At 41.8% G+C, this 13,564-nt stretch carries 16 protein-coding genes; 6 read left to right on the plus strand and 10 right to left on the minus strand.

All coding sequences use genetic code 11. The features are described from left to right. Positions 1 to 3 precede the first annotated feature (3 nt). On the plus strand, positions 4 to 1,104 hold the full coding sequence (locus tag ACXAD1_RS21035; RefSeq protein WP_206840257.1) for a GerAB/ArcD/ProY family transporter: 1,101 nt from the start codon (positions 4 to 6) through the stop codon (positions 1,102 to 1,104). Beyond that, on the plus strand, positions 1,101 to 2,159 hold the full coding sequence (locus tag ACXAD1_RS21040) for a Ger(x)C family spore germination protein (protein WP_206840256.1): 1,059 nt from the start codon (positions 1,101 to 1,103) through the stop codon (positions 2,157 to 2,159). Before ACXAD1_RS21035 ends, ACXAD1_RS21040 begins: the two co-directional genes overlap by 4 nt. A 32-nt stretch (positions 2,160 to 2,191) precedes the next feature. Here ACXAD1_RS21040 and rodA read toward each other — a convergent pair whose 3' ends face one another. The 4 genes from rodA to ACXAD1_RS21060 all read right to left on the minus strand — a co-directional run bounded on the left by rodA (position 2,192) and on the right by ACXAD1_RS21060 (position 6,313). Then, positions 2,192 to 3,364: a rod shape-determining protein RodA gene (rodA, locus tag ACXAD1_RS21045; protein ID WP_206840252.1), complete on the minus strand. Its 1,173-nt coding sequence runs from the start codon at positions 3,362 to 3,364 to the stop codon at positions 2,192 to 2,194. Between the two features lie 529 nt (positions 3,365 to 3,893). Next, the gene (locus tag ACXAD1_RS21050; RefSeq protein WP_370221543.1) at positions 3,894 to 4,676 is read right to left on the minus strand and encodes a DUF4931 domain-containing protein; all 783 of its coding nucleotides are present in this window, start codon (positions 4,674 to 4,676) and stop codon (positions 3,894 to 3,896) included. Between the two features lie 262 nt (positions 4,677 to 4,938). Beyond that, the gene (locus ACXAD1_RS21055; protein WP_244671199.1) at positions 4,939 to 5,703 is read right to left on the minus strand and encodes a FixH family protein; all 765 of its coding nucleotides are present in this window, start codon (positions 5,701 to 5,703) and stop codon (positions 4,939 to 4,941) included. Positions 5,704 to 5,857: 154 nt separating this feature from the next. Then, positions 5,858 to 6,313: a hypothetical protein gene (locus tag ACXAD1_RS21060; RefSeq protein ID WP_244671198.1), complete on the minus strand. Its 456-nt coding sequence runs from the start codon at positions 6,311 to 6,313 to the stop codon at positions 5,858 to 5,860. Positions 6,314 to 6,486: 173 nt separating this feature from the next. Here ACXAD1_RS21060 and spoIIP point away from each other — a divergent pair, with 173 nt between their 5' ends. The 3 genes from spoIIP to ACXAD1_RS21075 all read left to right on the plus strand — a co-directional run bounded on the left by spoIIP (position 6,487) and on the right by ACXAD1_RS21075 (position 8,600). Next, positions 6,487 to 7,620 (plus strand): stage II sporulation protein P, encoded by a 1,134-nt coding sequence (gene spoIIP / locus ACXAD1_RS21065; protein ID WP_206840249.1) that lies wholly within the window; start codon positions 6,487 to 6,489, stop codon positions 7,618 to 7,620. Next, positions 7,607 to 7,789 (plus strand): hypothetical protein, encoded by a 183-nt coding sequence (locus ACXAD1_RS21070; protein WP_206840248.1) that lies wholly within the window; start codon positions 7,607 to 7,609, stop codon positions 7,787 to 7,789. The genes spoIIP and ACXAD1_RS21070 overlap by 14 nt, the downstream gene beginning before the upstream one ends. A 64-nt stretch (positions 7,790 to 7,853) precedes the next feature. Next, positions 7,854 to 8,600, plus strand: a complete 747-nt coding sequence (locus ACXAD1_RS21075; RefSeq protein WP_474910884.1) for a (S)-benzoin forming benzil reductase — start codon at positions 7,854 to 7,856, stop codon at positions 8,598 to 8,600. Positions 8,601 to 8,631: 31 nt separating this feature from the next. Here ACXAD1_RS21075 and ACXAD1_RS21080 read toward each other — a convergent pair whose 3' ends face one another. The 5 genes from ACXAD1_RS21080 to ACXAD1_RS21100 all read right to left on the minus strand — a co-directional run bounded on the left by ACXAD1_RS21080 (position 8,632) and on the right by ACXAD1_RS21100 (position 12,708). Further along, complete coding sequence (locus ACXAD1_RS21080) at positions 8,632 to 9,267, minus strand: adenine nucleotide alpha hydrolase family protein (protein ID WP_474910885.1); 636 nt, start codon at positions 9,265 to 9,267, stop codon at positions 8,632 to 8,634. Between the two features lie 246 nt (positions 9,268 to 9,513). After that, positions 9,514 to 10,248, minus strand: coding sequence for an amino acid ABC transporter ATP-binding protein (locus tag ACXAD1_RS21085; protein WP_474910886.1), 735 nt, complete (start codon positions 10,246 to 10,248; stop codon positions 9,514 to 9,516). Positions 10,249 to 10,266: 18 nt separating this feature from the next. Next, positions 10,267 to 10,968, minus strand: coding sequence for an amino acid ABC transporter permease (locus ACXAD1_RS21090; RefSeq protein WP_474910887.1), 702 nt, complete (start codon positions 10,966 to 10,968; stop codon positions 10,267 to 10,269). Then, the gene (locus ACXAD1_RS21095; RefSeq protein WP_474910888.1) at positions 10,955 to 11,770 is read right to left on the minus strand and encodes an amino acid ABC transporter substrate-binding protein; all 816 of its coding nucleotides are present in this window, start codon (positions 11,768 to 11,770) and stop codon (positions 10,955 to 10,957) included. Before ACXAD1_RS21095 ends, ACXAD1_RS21090 begins: the two co-directional genes overlap by 14 nt. Positions 11,771 to 11,880: 110 nt before the next feature. After that, the gene (locus ACXAD1_RS21100) at positions 11,881 to 12,708 is read right to left on the minus strand and encodes a DUF2935 domain-containing protein (protein ID WP_474910889.1); all 828 of its coding nucleotides are present in this window, start codon (positions 12,706 to 12,708) and stop codon (positions 11,881 to 11,883) included. 128 nt (positions 12,709 to 12,836) lie between these two features. On the opposite strand from ACXAD1_RS21100, the gene ACXAD1_RS21105 reads away from it, so the two are divergent. Then, a complete protein-coding gene (locus ACXAD1_RS21105) occupies positions 12,837 to 12,968 on the plus strand; it encodes a hypothetical protein (RefSeq protein WP_280516093.1) in 132 nt (43 codons plus the stop codon). Between the two features lie 308 nt (positions 12,969 to 13,276). Here the strand turns inward: ACXAD1_RS21105 and ACXAD1_RS21110 are convergent, their stop codons facing one another. After that, complete coding sequence (locus tag ACXAD1_RS21110) at positions 13,277 to 13,489, minus strand: hypothetical protein (RefSeq protein ID WP_474910890.1); 213 nt, start codon at positions 13,487 to 13,489, stop codon at positions 13,277 to 13,279. Between the last annotated feature and the right edge of the window lie 75 nt (positions 13,490 to 13,564).

Below are 13,564 nucleotides of genomic sequence, written 5' to 3' on the forward strand. Positions count from 1 at the left end.
CAGATGAAGGAACAGCCAATACCAGAAAGATTGCAGATTTCTCCCTTTTTAGTATTTTACTTGGTCATGTCCATGCAAATAGGGATTGGTGTATTAGGATATCAAAGGATAATTGCAATGGATGCAGGATACGATGCGTGGATTTCCATATTATTTGCCGGCGGATGCATCCATGTAATTATTTGGATGATTTATAAAATAGGCGAGACCGTTGGCGGCGATATTGTAACAGCTCACAAATACGTCGTAGGGAACTTTTTCGGCAAGGCACTCTGCTTCATTTTTATTGGCTATTTTATCCTGTATTCCTTAACAGTAGTAAGGACATTTATTGAAGTCATACAGGTTTGGATGTTCCCTGAATTAAGCACTTTCTGGTTCTCCTTCGGCTTTATGATTCTTTGTGTTTATATTATTTTTGGAGGATTTAGAACAGTAGTCGGTACAGCCTTCTTCGGGCTTGTACTGCCGGCTTACCTCCTCCTCACATTCGGCTGGGCGATTAAATTCTCCAACTTTTACAATCTGCTGCCAATCTGGGATCATTCCATTAAAGAGATTCTTACAGCTTCTTATCATATGTCCCTTACTTTTATTGGGTTTGAAATCATCCTTTTTTTCTATCCATTTATTAAAGAGCCAAAAAAATCACAGAAGTGGGCTCATCTGGGCGCATTAACAACCACTCTTATTTACACAATTCTAGCGATTATTACTTTTGCCTATTTTGCCGAAGACCAGCTGGCTAAACAAATTTGGGCCAGCTTAACGATGTGGAAAATTGTTGAAATGCCCTTTGTTGAACGATTTGAATATATCGGGATTGCCAACTGGAACCTAATCATTCTTCCGAATGTGTGCATTTCCATCTGGATCGCCTCCAGGCTTATTAAACGGGTCTTTAATATCCGCCAGAAAGTGGGAGTGTTTTTTGTAGTTGCTGCAGTGCTGTCCGTTATATATTTTCTGGATACAAGAGAAAAGATCAATACACTTAATGACTATGTAGGAAAAATGGGATTTGCTTTTACCTTTATTTACATTCCTTTGCTTTTCGCTGCTGTGATGATCGCCAAGAAGCTGAAAAAGGGGAAGAAAAAATGAGGAAGCTTATACTATTCTGTCTTGTTTTGCTGCTTACCGGCTGTGTGGACAAAGAAATACTCGATGATATTAATATTGAAGTAGGAGTTGGCTATGATGTAGCAGATGATTCAAAAGACAAATATAGAGGTACTGTATTATTCCAGGAATTCCAGCCTGATAAAAGTGTGATTAACCGGACATTCTCAGGAAGTGGGAAGCTGCGCCAGGACCTTCTTCTCGAAGTGACTAAACAATCATCAGAGCCAGTCGTAACAGGCGGGTTAAAACTGGCAGTTTTTGGACCGGAACTTTCCAGGAAAGGAATTTATGATCTTGTAGATTCCTTTCAAAGAGACGCAAGTATTGGAGCTCGGGTATTTGTTGCAACTTCGGAGGGAAAAGCGGAGGATCTGATGGCAGGAGAGTATGGAACAAGAGGGAATTCAACCTATATTTATAATCTTATACAGCATAATATTGACCATCGGGATATTCCCAAAACCAATCTGCATATCTTGGCCAATGATTATTATCAGAATGGCAAGGACCCTTTTCTGCCTCGTCTAAAAAAAATCGCTGATGATAAAGTGGAGATAGTTGGAATCAGCCTTTTTAAAGATGATAAGGAAGTAGAAATCCTTCCTGTAAAAGATATGTTCTTTTTTAAATTGCTGGTCGATAAATATAGTGAAGGAAACTTCGATGTTAAATTAAAAAAAGGTGAGTTAGCTGCTGTAAAGAGTTTAAGGTCCAAGCATAAAATTAAGATAACTGATCATCATGCTTCCATAACGATTAACATTGAAGGGATTATTCGGGAGTATACCGGAGATAAGTTAGCATCAGAGGTTGTTAGCGCTGTTCAAAAGAACCTGGAGAATAAGGTCGAAAAGGAATGCCTCAGACTATTAAAACAGTTTCAGGAACTCGGAATTGATCCAATTGGGCTTGGCCAAATGAAAAAATCCAAGCATCGGAATTTTGATTTTAAAAAGTGGGAAGATGACTACAAAACGCTGAGTTTTGATGTGAAAAGCAATGTAACAATTGAAGAAACCGGTGTAATTGAATAAAGAGCGGGCTTTCGCAGCCCGCTCTTTCAATTTTAATCATTTGTCGAGAACATATACTTTTTATAGTGATAGCGGATCGAGAAAATCAGCCCCATGGCCAGCATATTCCCCATCAGCGAGCTTCCTCCATAGCTGATGAAAGGAAGCGGTATGCCTGTGATTGGCAAAAGGCCGATGGTCATCCCGATATTTTGAAAGACATGGAATGTAACCATGCTGATGACACCTACACAAATATAGGTATAAAAATTGTTATTGGTTTCCATGCCAATCTTGGTAATATGGTAAATCAGCAGAAAGAAAAGGCTGACGACAATGCTTGCGCCTACAAAACCAAATTCTTCCCCTACGATACTGAAAATAAAGTCGGTATGGCTTTCAGGAAGATAGACTTCCCTCGTTCCATATCCTTTCCCGCTTGTTTCCCCTGATCCAATGGCAAGGAGGGAGCGTGTCAGTTGAAATCCGGTTGAACTTTGATAGTTATAAGGATCAATCCAGGAATAAATACGTGCAAACTGATATTCCTTTACCCCTAAATACTTCTCCAGAATATCCGGATGCCATAAAACAAAATACAGAATAGTCCCTGCAAGAGCGGCTCCTGTTCCAAATATTGGCGCCAGAAGCTTCCAGCTGATTCCTGAAATGAATATCATGCCAAGCATGATTGCCAGAAATACAAGGCTTGTCCCTAAATCAGGCTGCTGCATAACCAGCAGCAGCGGCACCATTGTTAAACCAACCAGTTTAATGAGCAGCCATAAATCAGTCTGCATGGTTTTATATGCATTTTTTTGGTGATGCTCGTCAATTGTTTTCGCTAATACCAGAATAATAAACACTTTAACAAGTTCTGCAGGCTGCAGGGAACCCATACCCGGAACCTTGTACCATGCCTTCGCCCCATTAATGACCGGGGCAATGCTTGATGGCGCCACAATCAGGAATCCAAGCAGTACAATTCCCAGGCCGTACACATACCAGGAAATCTTCTTCAGCTGATCGGAATCCAGTGTGATTACCGCAGCGATGATTCCTGTTCCAACGGCATACCAGACAACCTGCTTCAAAAGGAAGTTTTCTGTATATTGTCCCGTTGTCTGTGCGCTGTAAATGGAAACGGCACTTACTAGAAATAAAAGCATCAATATTAATACTAAGCCCCAATCCAGCTTAGGAGGTGTATATCGATTTGAGGTCATGATCATTCTCCTTTAAAGAAAAGCGGAAGCGCCTTGCCCACCAAGGAACGCAGACTAAGAACGCCACGTCCTGTGGCAACGTCTGCATAACCCGCATCCTCCCAAAAGCTGTCGCTTTTGGTCGTGCGATGTTTATGCTGACGAAGCCTTCCTTGTCCTGCGGGCCTCAAGCACAAGACGAGCCTCACGGAAAGGCGTCCTATGCCTTTTTGGGGGGCTCGGCTTGTGACCTCGAGGGGGCAGGCGCTGAAGCTAGACAGTAATCTAACTTCAGAATTCATATATTCTTATCAATTAACAAAACCATTTGCCTTTAGCTTTTAAGGCATAACGGAGCACAGCGCAAGGAATAGGTATGTACCTCACATTATTCCCCGCTACAATATTTCATTATATTTTTTATAGAGATAAATCACAACTTCTAAAAGCGAATGGGTATTATTTCAAATTTTTACGATTACTGAGAATGGTTATTTCCGTCCATATTCAGCATCCGTCTAAGGTACCCATCAATCGGGTACACAAGGCATTAAGGCCTGGCTTTAAACTTCCCGCTGAAATATCTCACTTTTATATCATCTCTCATCCATTCAAGATTATTAGGTACCTGAGGGATGCTGTAGCCAATAAAAATTGGTGTGGTAATATAGCGGGGAACAATTTTTGCGTAAATATCCCTGCCCAGCCTGTAGAAAAACAAATTATAACTATTGCTTGGAAATGGAAAGGCATTCAGAATATAATGGGCAGCTGCCTGGATGCATTTTGCAAAGTACGGAATATCATCCTGATCGGCAAGCTTTACATTGAATTCATAAAAACCGATTCTAGGTGAAGTGGATAAAGTGAACACCGTATTGCTTTCCTCATGTATAAGGAGGCCTTCAAAGTCCTCTGCCTGAATTTTTTCCTTGTAATCAATATTTCTCAATCCGACTATTTGCATATGCGGATGGGCAATACTCCCCCCGGATAATGGACCGTGGTTTTTGAAAAATAAAACAGACTCATATTCTCCGCTCTCTTCCATTTGAAGCCAATGTTTTAATCCAAATGAAATCAGCCTGACCAAATGCTCCTCAGGATAAATGGATAGCTCACCGTCACATAGATCCGTTTCAATCAGCACGGTCTGATAGGAGTTTTCCAGAACAGGAAACTTATTTTTCAGCAAAATAATTGAATCCTCAACGGCGATAATATCCGTCAGCTCCTCCCTTGCACAAAAAGGGCAGTTTATATCCTTATTCCGAATGCTATTAGGCTTTTGGACCCCAATTCCCGTATTAAAATGCAAATGTGTTTCTGACATCTCTTTGACACCTGCTTTTCTGTAATCTCTCCCCTTATATTATCATGAAAATGAAAGCGGAGTATCTGAGGCAGTTTCTTTGGCGCTCTTGCCCGAAGGAGACCCAGGTTCGGACAGACTCCGGCCTTTTTCTGCCTTTCCTGTCCGAACTTGCCCTGCAGGATCCCAAACTACAGCTAAAGTTCATCTGTATAATTAAATAACTCCTGCCTGACCCAACAAAAAATCAGCAGGGCATGAAAGAACCCCGCTGATTAATGCTTTATTGCACCGTTAGTTCAGTTTCTGTGTGCTCGTGAATATCGTCGCCTTTTTCAACATGTGTCGTGATGGTGTATGTGCCCGCATCGCTAAACTGATGGTCGGCAGTGTATTTGCCCGGTTCCGTTTCAGGCATGTTCACCCATTGAGGCGTTGCGCCATTAAGTGAGATTTCAAGCTTTACTTTAGCATCCGCCAGCGGTTCCCCTTCATTATCAACCATGGCAGATAAAGCTGTTTGTTCGTTTACATGAATTTGGTCAGGTGCCTGCAGCTCAATGGATACTTCTCCGCCATGGCTGTGAGAGTGGCCTTCTTCATGTCCCTCATTTTCTTGTTCATGCTCCGTTCCCGGGTCCTCCGCTTTTGCCTCGCCAACTTGTATGGAAACCATTGGCATTGTATGCTGGCTTCTTGCCGTTACATGGGACTGAACATAGTAGAGGCCTTCTTCTGTAAATATATGATCAGCTGTATATCTCCCCTCTGAGTCGTGCTTTGCCTCTGCCATTTCACCGTTTTCTTTTTGTCCTTCCTGCCATATTTCAAATTTCACCTCATCCGCATCCGTTACGGCCTCACCGCCTTGTCTGACAGTGACGGCAAGGGTTGCCTCCTCACCCGGATCAATGGTTTCAGGCACCTGGATGACTGCTTCAATGATTTGCGGCACTTCGTCGTTTTTGGCAGGCTTTTCTTCTTCTGATTGGCTGCATCCGCCAAGAACAAGCAAGCTCGCCATTATGCTGAATAATAACTTTTTCAATTTAGTGTCCCTCTCTTTTTCTATATTGTCTTTTGATATTATCAATATAAAAGCCATTTGTGATAAAACAATGAAATCTTTTCAAAAAATAAAAGACCCTTTCAGGCCTTTTGAGATTCAGTACAAAGGATTGCTTTTAATTATGAGTTATATACTAGATGGAAGCAAGATCATTCAGGACCACTTTTTTGTCCCCTTCTTTCGCTATCTCTTCTGCAGCCTCGCAAGCCAGCTTTTTATACTGGTGTGCATTTTCCTCATCGCCGGCTAGTTTATATGCACGGGCTAGAGCTTCATAAGAAAATGCCAGATCAAAGTCTCCAATTTTGTTAGAAAGACAAATTTCAAGATTTCTTTTAGCATGAAAGAGAGCAGGCTCAGCTCTGTTTAAGACTGTATATACCCTGGATATCTGCCACTCTCCCCTTGACAGATTAACAGGCTGACCTGCGACACCCCAATGATAGCACGATGCATGCGCCATATGTATCATTTCGTGGTCTTCCTCATCGGTTCTATCAGGATTTTCCATTAAATCCCACACTTTATTGAATAAGCTTATGGCTATTTTTTTATGTTCGTCTTTTTCAATTAATGCTGGCTGTGCCATATAATGCATCTCCTTTATACAGGCTTATAAATCTAAATACAAATAGAATTAGTTCATTTCAGCATCTCTTTTTATGATTTCGGCATTCTGCCCGGTTTTTCCTTTTCTTTAGAGCGTTCCCCATCTTCTAAATCAGCTTATCCGTCATATATTTAGAGAATGGAGGGATTTATATGAATTCTAAATTAAGAGTCCATTCTATTTTCTTTTATATAAACAGCTGGATTTTCAGTATTTGTGCAGCAGTGGCGCTCGCTGGGGTTGTTGCGCTTTATCCGGCTGCCTTCACCTCGTCACATATGAATGTGCTGCTTAAGGACATTAAAGCCGACCAGCTCTTCATTCACATTTTGAAAGCTGAGAATCATTATTTTCACAAGGAATTTCCCGCTGAAAGCTATTCCCTATCCGGAACCCTATTTAAGCTGGCAACCAACACACAGCCGAAGGATATCAGAACGTTCCTTGGCCGGGAGCTGCCTGGTTTTTCGATCTTCGACACTGGTATTGCTGTTGCCGGAGAAGGTACCGACTTTACCAACCTTCCAGTGGAATCTGCCCCTCCCCTAGAAGTCCTTTTAAAAGAAAAAGAACTTGCTATGAATGACGGTCAAAATGAAGAAAATACGGCTCCTCCAGTTATTCCGGACAAAAAAGGGGTTCTTATTTACCATTCCCACAGCTGGGAATCGTTCGCTCCGCTTTTAAAAGATGTAAAGGATACTGATGAGGCCGTTAGTCCAAATGAACAGGTGAATGTTATTGCTGTCGGGAAAAAGCTTAGTGAAGAGCTGGCGAGAAAAGGCATTGGTGCTGAGCATGATAAAACCAATATTGCCTCAGAACTGAAAAAGAAGGGCTGGAACTGGGAAAATTCCTATGCCATGTCCAGAGAAACTGTACAATCCGCCATGGCAGAGAATAAGGATGTTAAATTCCTGATTGATATCCATAGGGATTCGCTTCCCCGAGGGAAAACAACCGCAGTAATTGGCCAGGAACCATACGCGCGACTGTTTTTTGTCGTCGGCAAAGAGCACAAAAACTATGAACAGAACTTAAAAGTGGCTACCGAGCTCCATAAAGCATTGGAAGCAAAATATAAAGGAATAAGCAGGGGAGTTTTTGTTAAAGGAAAAAGTGAAGGCAACGGCATTTACAATCAGGATCTTTCCGAGCGGGCTCTTTTGCTGGAATTCGGAGGTGTTGAAAACAATCTGGATGAACTGAATAACTCCATCAAAGCATTTGCTGATGTGTTTAGTGAATATTACTGGAAGGCAGAGCCAGTCAATGCGGAAAATTAAGGCTTGCCATTATTGTCTCCTGTTTACTTTTTTCAGCACATGTATTCTTTACCTTCTGTTTGGCATAAGCATCATTACGATTGCCAGCCTATTTTCAGGAATTATCCTCTCAATCATCAATTTAATAGAAGATGAAATGAAGGCATTCAGAAAGGACCACAATGGCTGATTAAGGAAAAAATAATTATTTTCTGTTTTAATAGAAGAATCAAACAGGAAATAGGAGTGATAAAATGAAAATAGCTATCATAACAGGTGCATCCAAAGGTTTAGGAGCATCCATTGCCAAAAGAATGATTACAGAAGGAACTGGCATCATATCTGTATCAAGGACTGAAAACCCTGAGCTGGCAACACTTGCTGCAGAGAATCAATTATTCTTTGCCCAATATTTCTGCAATTTGTCCTCACCGGATGAGCTTGAATCTGCTTTCAGAGAACTGACAGCACTATTGAAGGAAAAACAGCCGGAAACCCTATATGTATTTAATAACGCAGGGGTCATTGATCCAATTGGTACTGCCGGAAACCTTGATCATGCGGCATTAATTCAAAATGCTCACGTTAATCTGATTGCTCCTATTATGATTTCCAACATCCTGCTGTGTGAAGTTTCAAGTGAAATGACCATTGTCAACATTACTTCAGGTGCTGCTGAAAGGCCCATACAGGGATGGAGTGCTTACTGCAGCACAAAAGCCGGAATTAATATGTTTACGGAAACAGCTGCATTGGAGCTGCTGACAGCAGGCAGCACCCACAAGATTATTGCCTTTAGTCCCGGTGTTATGGACACTGCTATGCAGGGAACCATACGTTCATCAGCGAAGGAAGCATTTCATGATCTTGAAAAATTCCAGGCATATAAGGAGAAAGGCATGCTAAGAGATACGGAAACTGTGGCTAATGCACTAGTCAATTTGCTTCTGCAGAAGGAAATTGAGAGCGGAAAAGTTTATTATGTAAATGACTTAATCTAAAAAGCAGCAAAAGCCGGCTGGATGAGCCGGCTTATTTATCTCCCAATATATTACTATCTACAACACCATGGTGAATACGGAGCACTTCATGGTTATTATCTTTTTGTATAACAAAAAAACCGTTCGAGAAGTCGGATGATAATTCTTTAAAAAAGATGCCCTTTACTCCATTTTCATGATCTTCTCCAATGATTAAATGATAATCGGAGCCTTTCTTGACGATCATGGCCGGCAGCCCCTTATCCCAGTCGTCAGAAGGATCATGAACCTTTCTTGAAACTTCTACGACATGTATATCTACTCCTTCAAGCAGCTGGAATAAATCATTGATCAGCGAATGCTTTACCATCCGCTCCAGCTTGGTTTGAACAGCCTGCCCAAGGATAATCTGGGTAATATTATGCTCCTTTACCACATCAGCTATCACCCTGGCGATTTTTTTGCCCTCGGCATACTTGGAGAGCATCTTCAGTCCATATTTATCTGCTAAACTTTCGAATAAGTATTTTGTCTGAAGCTCGTTAAAGTTAAGCTCTTCGTGCTTCCGGTTTTCTACGGAGAGAATATAGCCATCCCCCTGAAATGCTTCCTTCAGTTTTTTGCCTCTTTGGGTCAGTATTTCCGCATGATTGGGATTGCTTACACATATTAAAATATTTTCCTTCATCTTTACACCTCTATCACCGGATTCTATTTTCAGTATAGCACGAATACCATGAAATAAACCCCGCAGCGAAAGGGATCCATGAGAATGTGTTTAAATCAATTATTAATTTTTAGAAGGTATGAATAAGAAATACTCTGCCCGGGCATACTAATTCTACAAGTGTAAATCCCCCTTTTTTTCCGCTTCCTGTTAAGGAAGCATTTTTTTTTGATAAAAATAGACCTCTGCCTGTCTGCAGAGGTCTGTCTATTGAATTAAATTCAGGAACTGGCTGGTGCGGACTTCTTTTGGACTGGAGAATATCTGTTCAGGTTTGCCGCGTTCCACTACAATACCGCCGTCCATGAAAATGACTTCATCCGCTGCTTCCCTTGCAAATCTCATCTCATGAGTAACGACCACCATTGTCATTCCTTCAGCGGCCAGATCCTTCATCACCCTCAGCACTTCTCCAACTAGTTCAGGGTCCAGTGCCGAAGTAGGCTCATCAAATAGCATAACCTTTGGCTCCATTGCAAGAGCGCGTGCAATCCCTACCCGCTGCTGCTGGCCGCCTGAAAGCTGAAAAGGATAATAGGCAGATTTATCAGCTAATCCAACTTTTCTTAAAAGCATTTCCCCCTTTTCCTTTGCCGCTTCCTTTGATTCGCCTTTCACTGTAACCGGCCCCTCCATGACATTTTCGATTGCAGTCATATGCGGAAATAAATTATAGTTCTGAAAAACCATTCCCGTAAGGCGTCTGAAGGGAGGTATTTGCCTTTTCGAGACCTGCTGAGAAAAGTCGAGGACTTGATCTCCAATGGCAAGCAGGCCTGAAGTAGGCTGCTCCAGCACATTTAAGCACCGCAGCAAGGTCGTTTTTCCGGAGCCGGATGGCCCAATCACTACAACCACTTTTCCTTTCGTCACTTCCAAATTAATTCCTTTCAGTACTTTCAGCTGATCAAATTGCTTATGCAAATCCTTAATATTAATCATTAATAGCATTGCCTCTTTTCATGAAGAAATATATCGGTCCAGACGGCGTTCTAGCCTCCCCTGCACGATCGAGAGCATAAAGCAAATCACCCAATATATGAAGGCAGCCTGCGTATAAAGAAGCAAAAATTCATAATTAGTAGCGGCTATTTCCTGTGCTCTTCGGAACATCTCTGTAACCAGAATCATGGAAGCCAGAGAGGTATCTTTTACAAGACTGATGAATGAATTGGATAACGGCGGTATTGATACTCTGGATGCCTGCGGTAGGATAATCCTCTTAAGCGTCTGCGAATAAGACATGCCTATGGAATATCCCGCTTCCCATTGTCCTTTTGGGATTGAAAGGATGGCTGCCCGGATAATTTCGGAAGCATACGCCCCTACATTCAGCGAAAATCCTATGATCGCTGAGGGGAAAGGATCTATAATGATACCAATCGTCGGAAGCCCGTAAAAAATGATGAACAGCTGCACAAGAAGCGGTGTGCCCCTTATGGCTGATACATAAATTCTGGCTATCGTCTCCAGCGCCTTATTTCCTGAAATGCGGGCGAGTGCCGTAAAGATTGCCAATGCCAGCCCGCATATAAATGAAATCAGTGTTAATGGGATGGTATAGACAATGGCACCCTCCAGCAATGGCTGAAATGAATTCTTGCCAATCTCTATAAGTCTTTCGACCCTTTCCGGATTGATGAATATACTATTTAAGTACATCTTCACCAAACCATTTTTCTGAAATTTTCAAGTAAGTGCCATCCTCAATCATTTCTTCCAAGGCTTTATTGACTTCATCAACCAATGTACCGCTTCCCTTTCTGAACATTAGGCCGCTTTGGGAAGCGTCTTCGGATTCGTCTGCGATTTTGACTGGAGCATCAGGCTTTTGTTTTTTAAAATCCAAAAAAGACAAATTATCGTTGAGTGTAACATCTGCACGCTTTGAATTAATCAGTTCAATCGCCTGGTTAAATCCGTCGACTCCTACAATTTCCGCTCCATATGACTTTGCCAGATCTGCATAATTGCTCGTCATGGACTGTGCGGCTTTCAAACCCTCTATATCTTCAAAGCTTGAAACTGAATTGTTGGATTCATGTGTAATCAAAACAGCTGCAGAAGAAATATAAGGATCCGAAAAGTCGTATTTCTCCTGGCGATCAGGGCGAATCCCCACCTGGTTTGCGATCATATCAAAACGTTTTGAATCCAATCCGGCGAACATGGCATCCCATTGTGTTTCCAGAAATTCCGGCTTCACACCAAGCCTTTTGGCCACTTCCTTTGAGATTTCCACATCAAAACCGGTAAGCTCGCCTTTGTCGTCATGGAACGTGAATGGCGGATAAGTGCCTTCTGTTCCTATTAACAGCTTTCCCTCATCCTGGACTTTTGCCCATAAATCCTGCTCTTCTGAAGCATTTTGATCCTGATTTTCAGGATTTGCTTTATTCGTTCCGCACCCTGAAATAATTAAAACTAAACAGATTAGAACAGCACTAAAAATAGTCTTTTTCATGTGTTTGCCTCCTGTTTGAGAAATGGATTATATTTTATCTTTTCCTAAAGTGGTTAGTTTATAGGAGGCTAAAGAAAAAAACCCTCTTTCTATAAGAGGGCTTAAGGATGCTATGAATAAGATGGTTTTTTCAAAGAACATTTAGAAGCTTCTTCACCCAGTTCGGGAGCATAGTAGCTGAGTTTTTTAATTAAATAACAGGCTTCAGGGAAATGATGTTCGAGAAATCGAAGCGTCGCTTTATTAAGAATTCTTTTGCCGGTGTATTTTTGGACAATGTCTTTAATGTATTCATTCATTTCAATCACAGCCATCCCCACATCCCGGGCCATTTCCTGCTGGCGCGGAAACCCTGGCAGAGTAAACCGGAGATATCCCTTCATATGCCTGTTCTGTACAACGAAGCCCTGAAAAATCCTAGTATAGGTTTCTGCCTGGTCATCAACAAAAACCTCAATTGGATCAATCGAGTTTCTTAAAAGAATGATATGTCCCAGCTGGTCCTCAAGCCACAGATCCAGCAAATCAAAAAGGGATTGCGGCGGCGGTGTCTGCCCATTTGTAAAATAAGTCAGCAGGCGCAGATATTCCTGATTTTCATTTAATGTGCCATTAAAGTAGGTTGGCGAGAGATTAAGATTGATCAAATTATTGATTCTCAAATTCTGCAGCTTTCCTTCGAACTGAAAATAACCGTTTGCAACCGGCCATATCTCCATGGCCATCGCAATTGCTTCCTGTGAGCTGGCCTGTGCAGAAGGAGGTACCAGATTAAGCTTATTCCTAAGATTACGGAAGGCTTGTCTGTATTCATCCGCTCTTTTTACATACTTGCCTTCTGTTGGAGAAAGAAAGTCCCTGACAAAGATCGCATGGTCTTCAAGAATCTCCAGCCAAAAGGCATGCTCCTCCCAAGGCGTCAATCCTATTTCATTCATATAGATCCCCCCATCATAATCCTTTTAGATGTATATGCTTTTCATAAAGGAAAGATGAAGGCCGGTCCGGATAAAAAAGGAGCGCTTTAGAAAAAATAAGGAAGCATTTATAAGAAAGGAGAATCGCTATGACAAAAAAGTTCAATAAAGGCAGTAATAATCAAAACTCACCAAAAGGAAATCAATCAGCCATCAGCGGAGATAACAGCAAGGGCAATAAGAGGAATAAAGATCAAAAGGATAAGACTGATTTGGATTAAGAAAAGCGCAAGGCGCCCGCCTACCTAGGAACGCAGACTAAAACCGCCACGTCCTGTGGCAACGTCTGCATGACCCGCATCCTCCCAAAAGCTGCCGCTTTCGGTCGTGCGATGCAATGCTGACGAAGCCTTCCTTGTCCTGCGGGCCTCAAGCATAAGACAAGACTGCTGAAAGGTTGTTCTTTAACCTTTTGGACGGATTGGCTTAGACCCGAGAGCCGATGGCGCCTGGAGCTAGACAGTTATCGAAGTTCAAAGTTATACTTTTAATCTTTTAATAGAAAACCGGCTTCCTTGTCGAAGCCGGTTTATTCGTCATCTCCTGAAATTTTAATGGCTGGCGTGTTGTTATAAAGATAGGCTGGAGCCATGTTTTGTTCCTCATCACGATTATTCATTGCTTCTTGCAACTTTAGGTTGGCATCCTCTGTTTCTGTCTTGCTGTTCATTTGGGAGTGAATAGTCTGATCCTCCAGCTTTTCATTTAGCTTGATATTGGTTTCAGCAGTTTTATCATCCATTTGCCTAATCCTCCTTTTGTTATAGTTTGTTATAAGTGGTTATAAAATATTTACCACATCCTGTTCCCATAAAAC

The organism is Cytobacillus sp. ABV4_503, assembly GCF_056158445.1.

Bases quoted from the DNA above. Each gene is read 5' to 3' on its own strand.
- rodA (WP_206840252.1), bottom strand. From the start codon at position 3,364: ATGACCTCAAATCGATATACACCTCCTAAGCTGGATTGGGGCTTAGTA.
- ACXAD1_RS21105 (WP_280516093.1), top strand. From the start codon at position 12,837: ATGACAAAAAAGTTCAATAAAGGCAGTAATAATCAAAACTCACCAAAA.
- spoIIP (WP_206840249.1), top strand. From the start codon at position 6,487: ATGAATTCTAAATTAAGAGTCCATTCTATTTTCTTTTATATAAACAGC.
- ACXAD1_RS21070 (WP_206840248.1), top strand. From the start codon at position 7,607: ATGCGGAAAATTAAGGCTTGCCATTATTGTCTCCTGTTTACTTTTTTC.
- ACXAD1_RS21080 (WP_474910885.1), bottom strand. From the start codon at position 9,267: ATGAAGGAAAATATTTTAATATGTGTAAGCAATCCCAATCATGCGGAA.
- ACXAD1_RS21085 (WP_474910886.1), bottom strand. From the start codon at position 10,248: ATGATTAATATTAAGGATTTGCATAAGCAATTTGATCAGCTGAAAGTA.
- ACXAD1_RS21050 (WP_370221543.1), bottom strand. From the start codon at position 4,676: ATGTCAGAAACACATTTGCATTTTAATACGGGAATTGGGGTCCAAAAG.
- ACXAD1_RS21060 (WP_244671198.1), bottom strand. From the start codon at position 6,313: ATGGCACAGCCAGCATTAATTGAAAAAGACGAACATAAAAAAATAGCC.
- ACXAD1_RS21075 (WP_474910884.1), top strand. From the start codon at position 7,854: ATGAAAATAGCTATCATAACAGGTGCATCCAAAGGTTTAGGAGCATCC.
- ACXAD1_RS21100 (WP_474910889.1), bottom strand. From the start codon at position 12,708: ATGAATGAAATAGGATTGACGCCTTGGGAGGAGCATGCCTTTTGGCTG.
- ACXAD1_RS21095 (WP_474910888.1), bottom strand. From the start codon at position 11,770: ATGAAAAAGACTATTTTTAGTGCTGTTCTAATCTGTTTAGTTTTAATT.
- ACXAD1_RS21110 (WP_474910890.1), bottom strand. From the start codon at position 13,489: ATGGATGATAAAACTGCTGAAACCAATATCAAGCTAAATGAAAAGCTG.
- ACXAD1_RS21035 (WP_206840257.1), top strand. From the start codon at position 4: ATGAAGGAACAGCCAATACCAGAAAGATTGCAGATTTCTCCCTTTTTA.
- ACXAD1_RS21090 (WP_474910887.1), bottom strand. From the start codon at position 10,968: ATGTACTTAAATAGTATATTCATCAATCCGGAAAGGGTCGAAAGACTT.
- ACXAD1_RS21040 (WP_206840256.1), top strand. From the start codon at position 1,101: ATGAGGAAGCTTATACTATTCTGTCTTGTTTTGCTGCTTACCGGCTGT.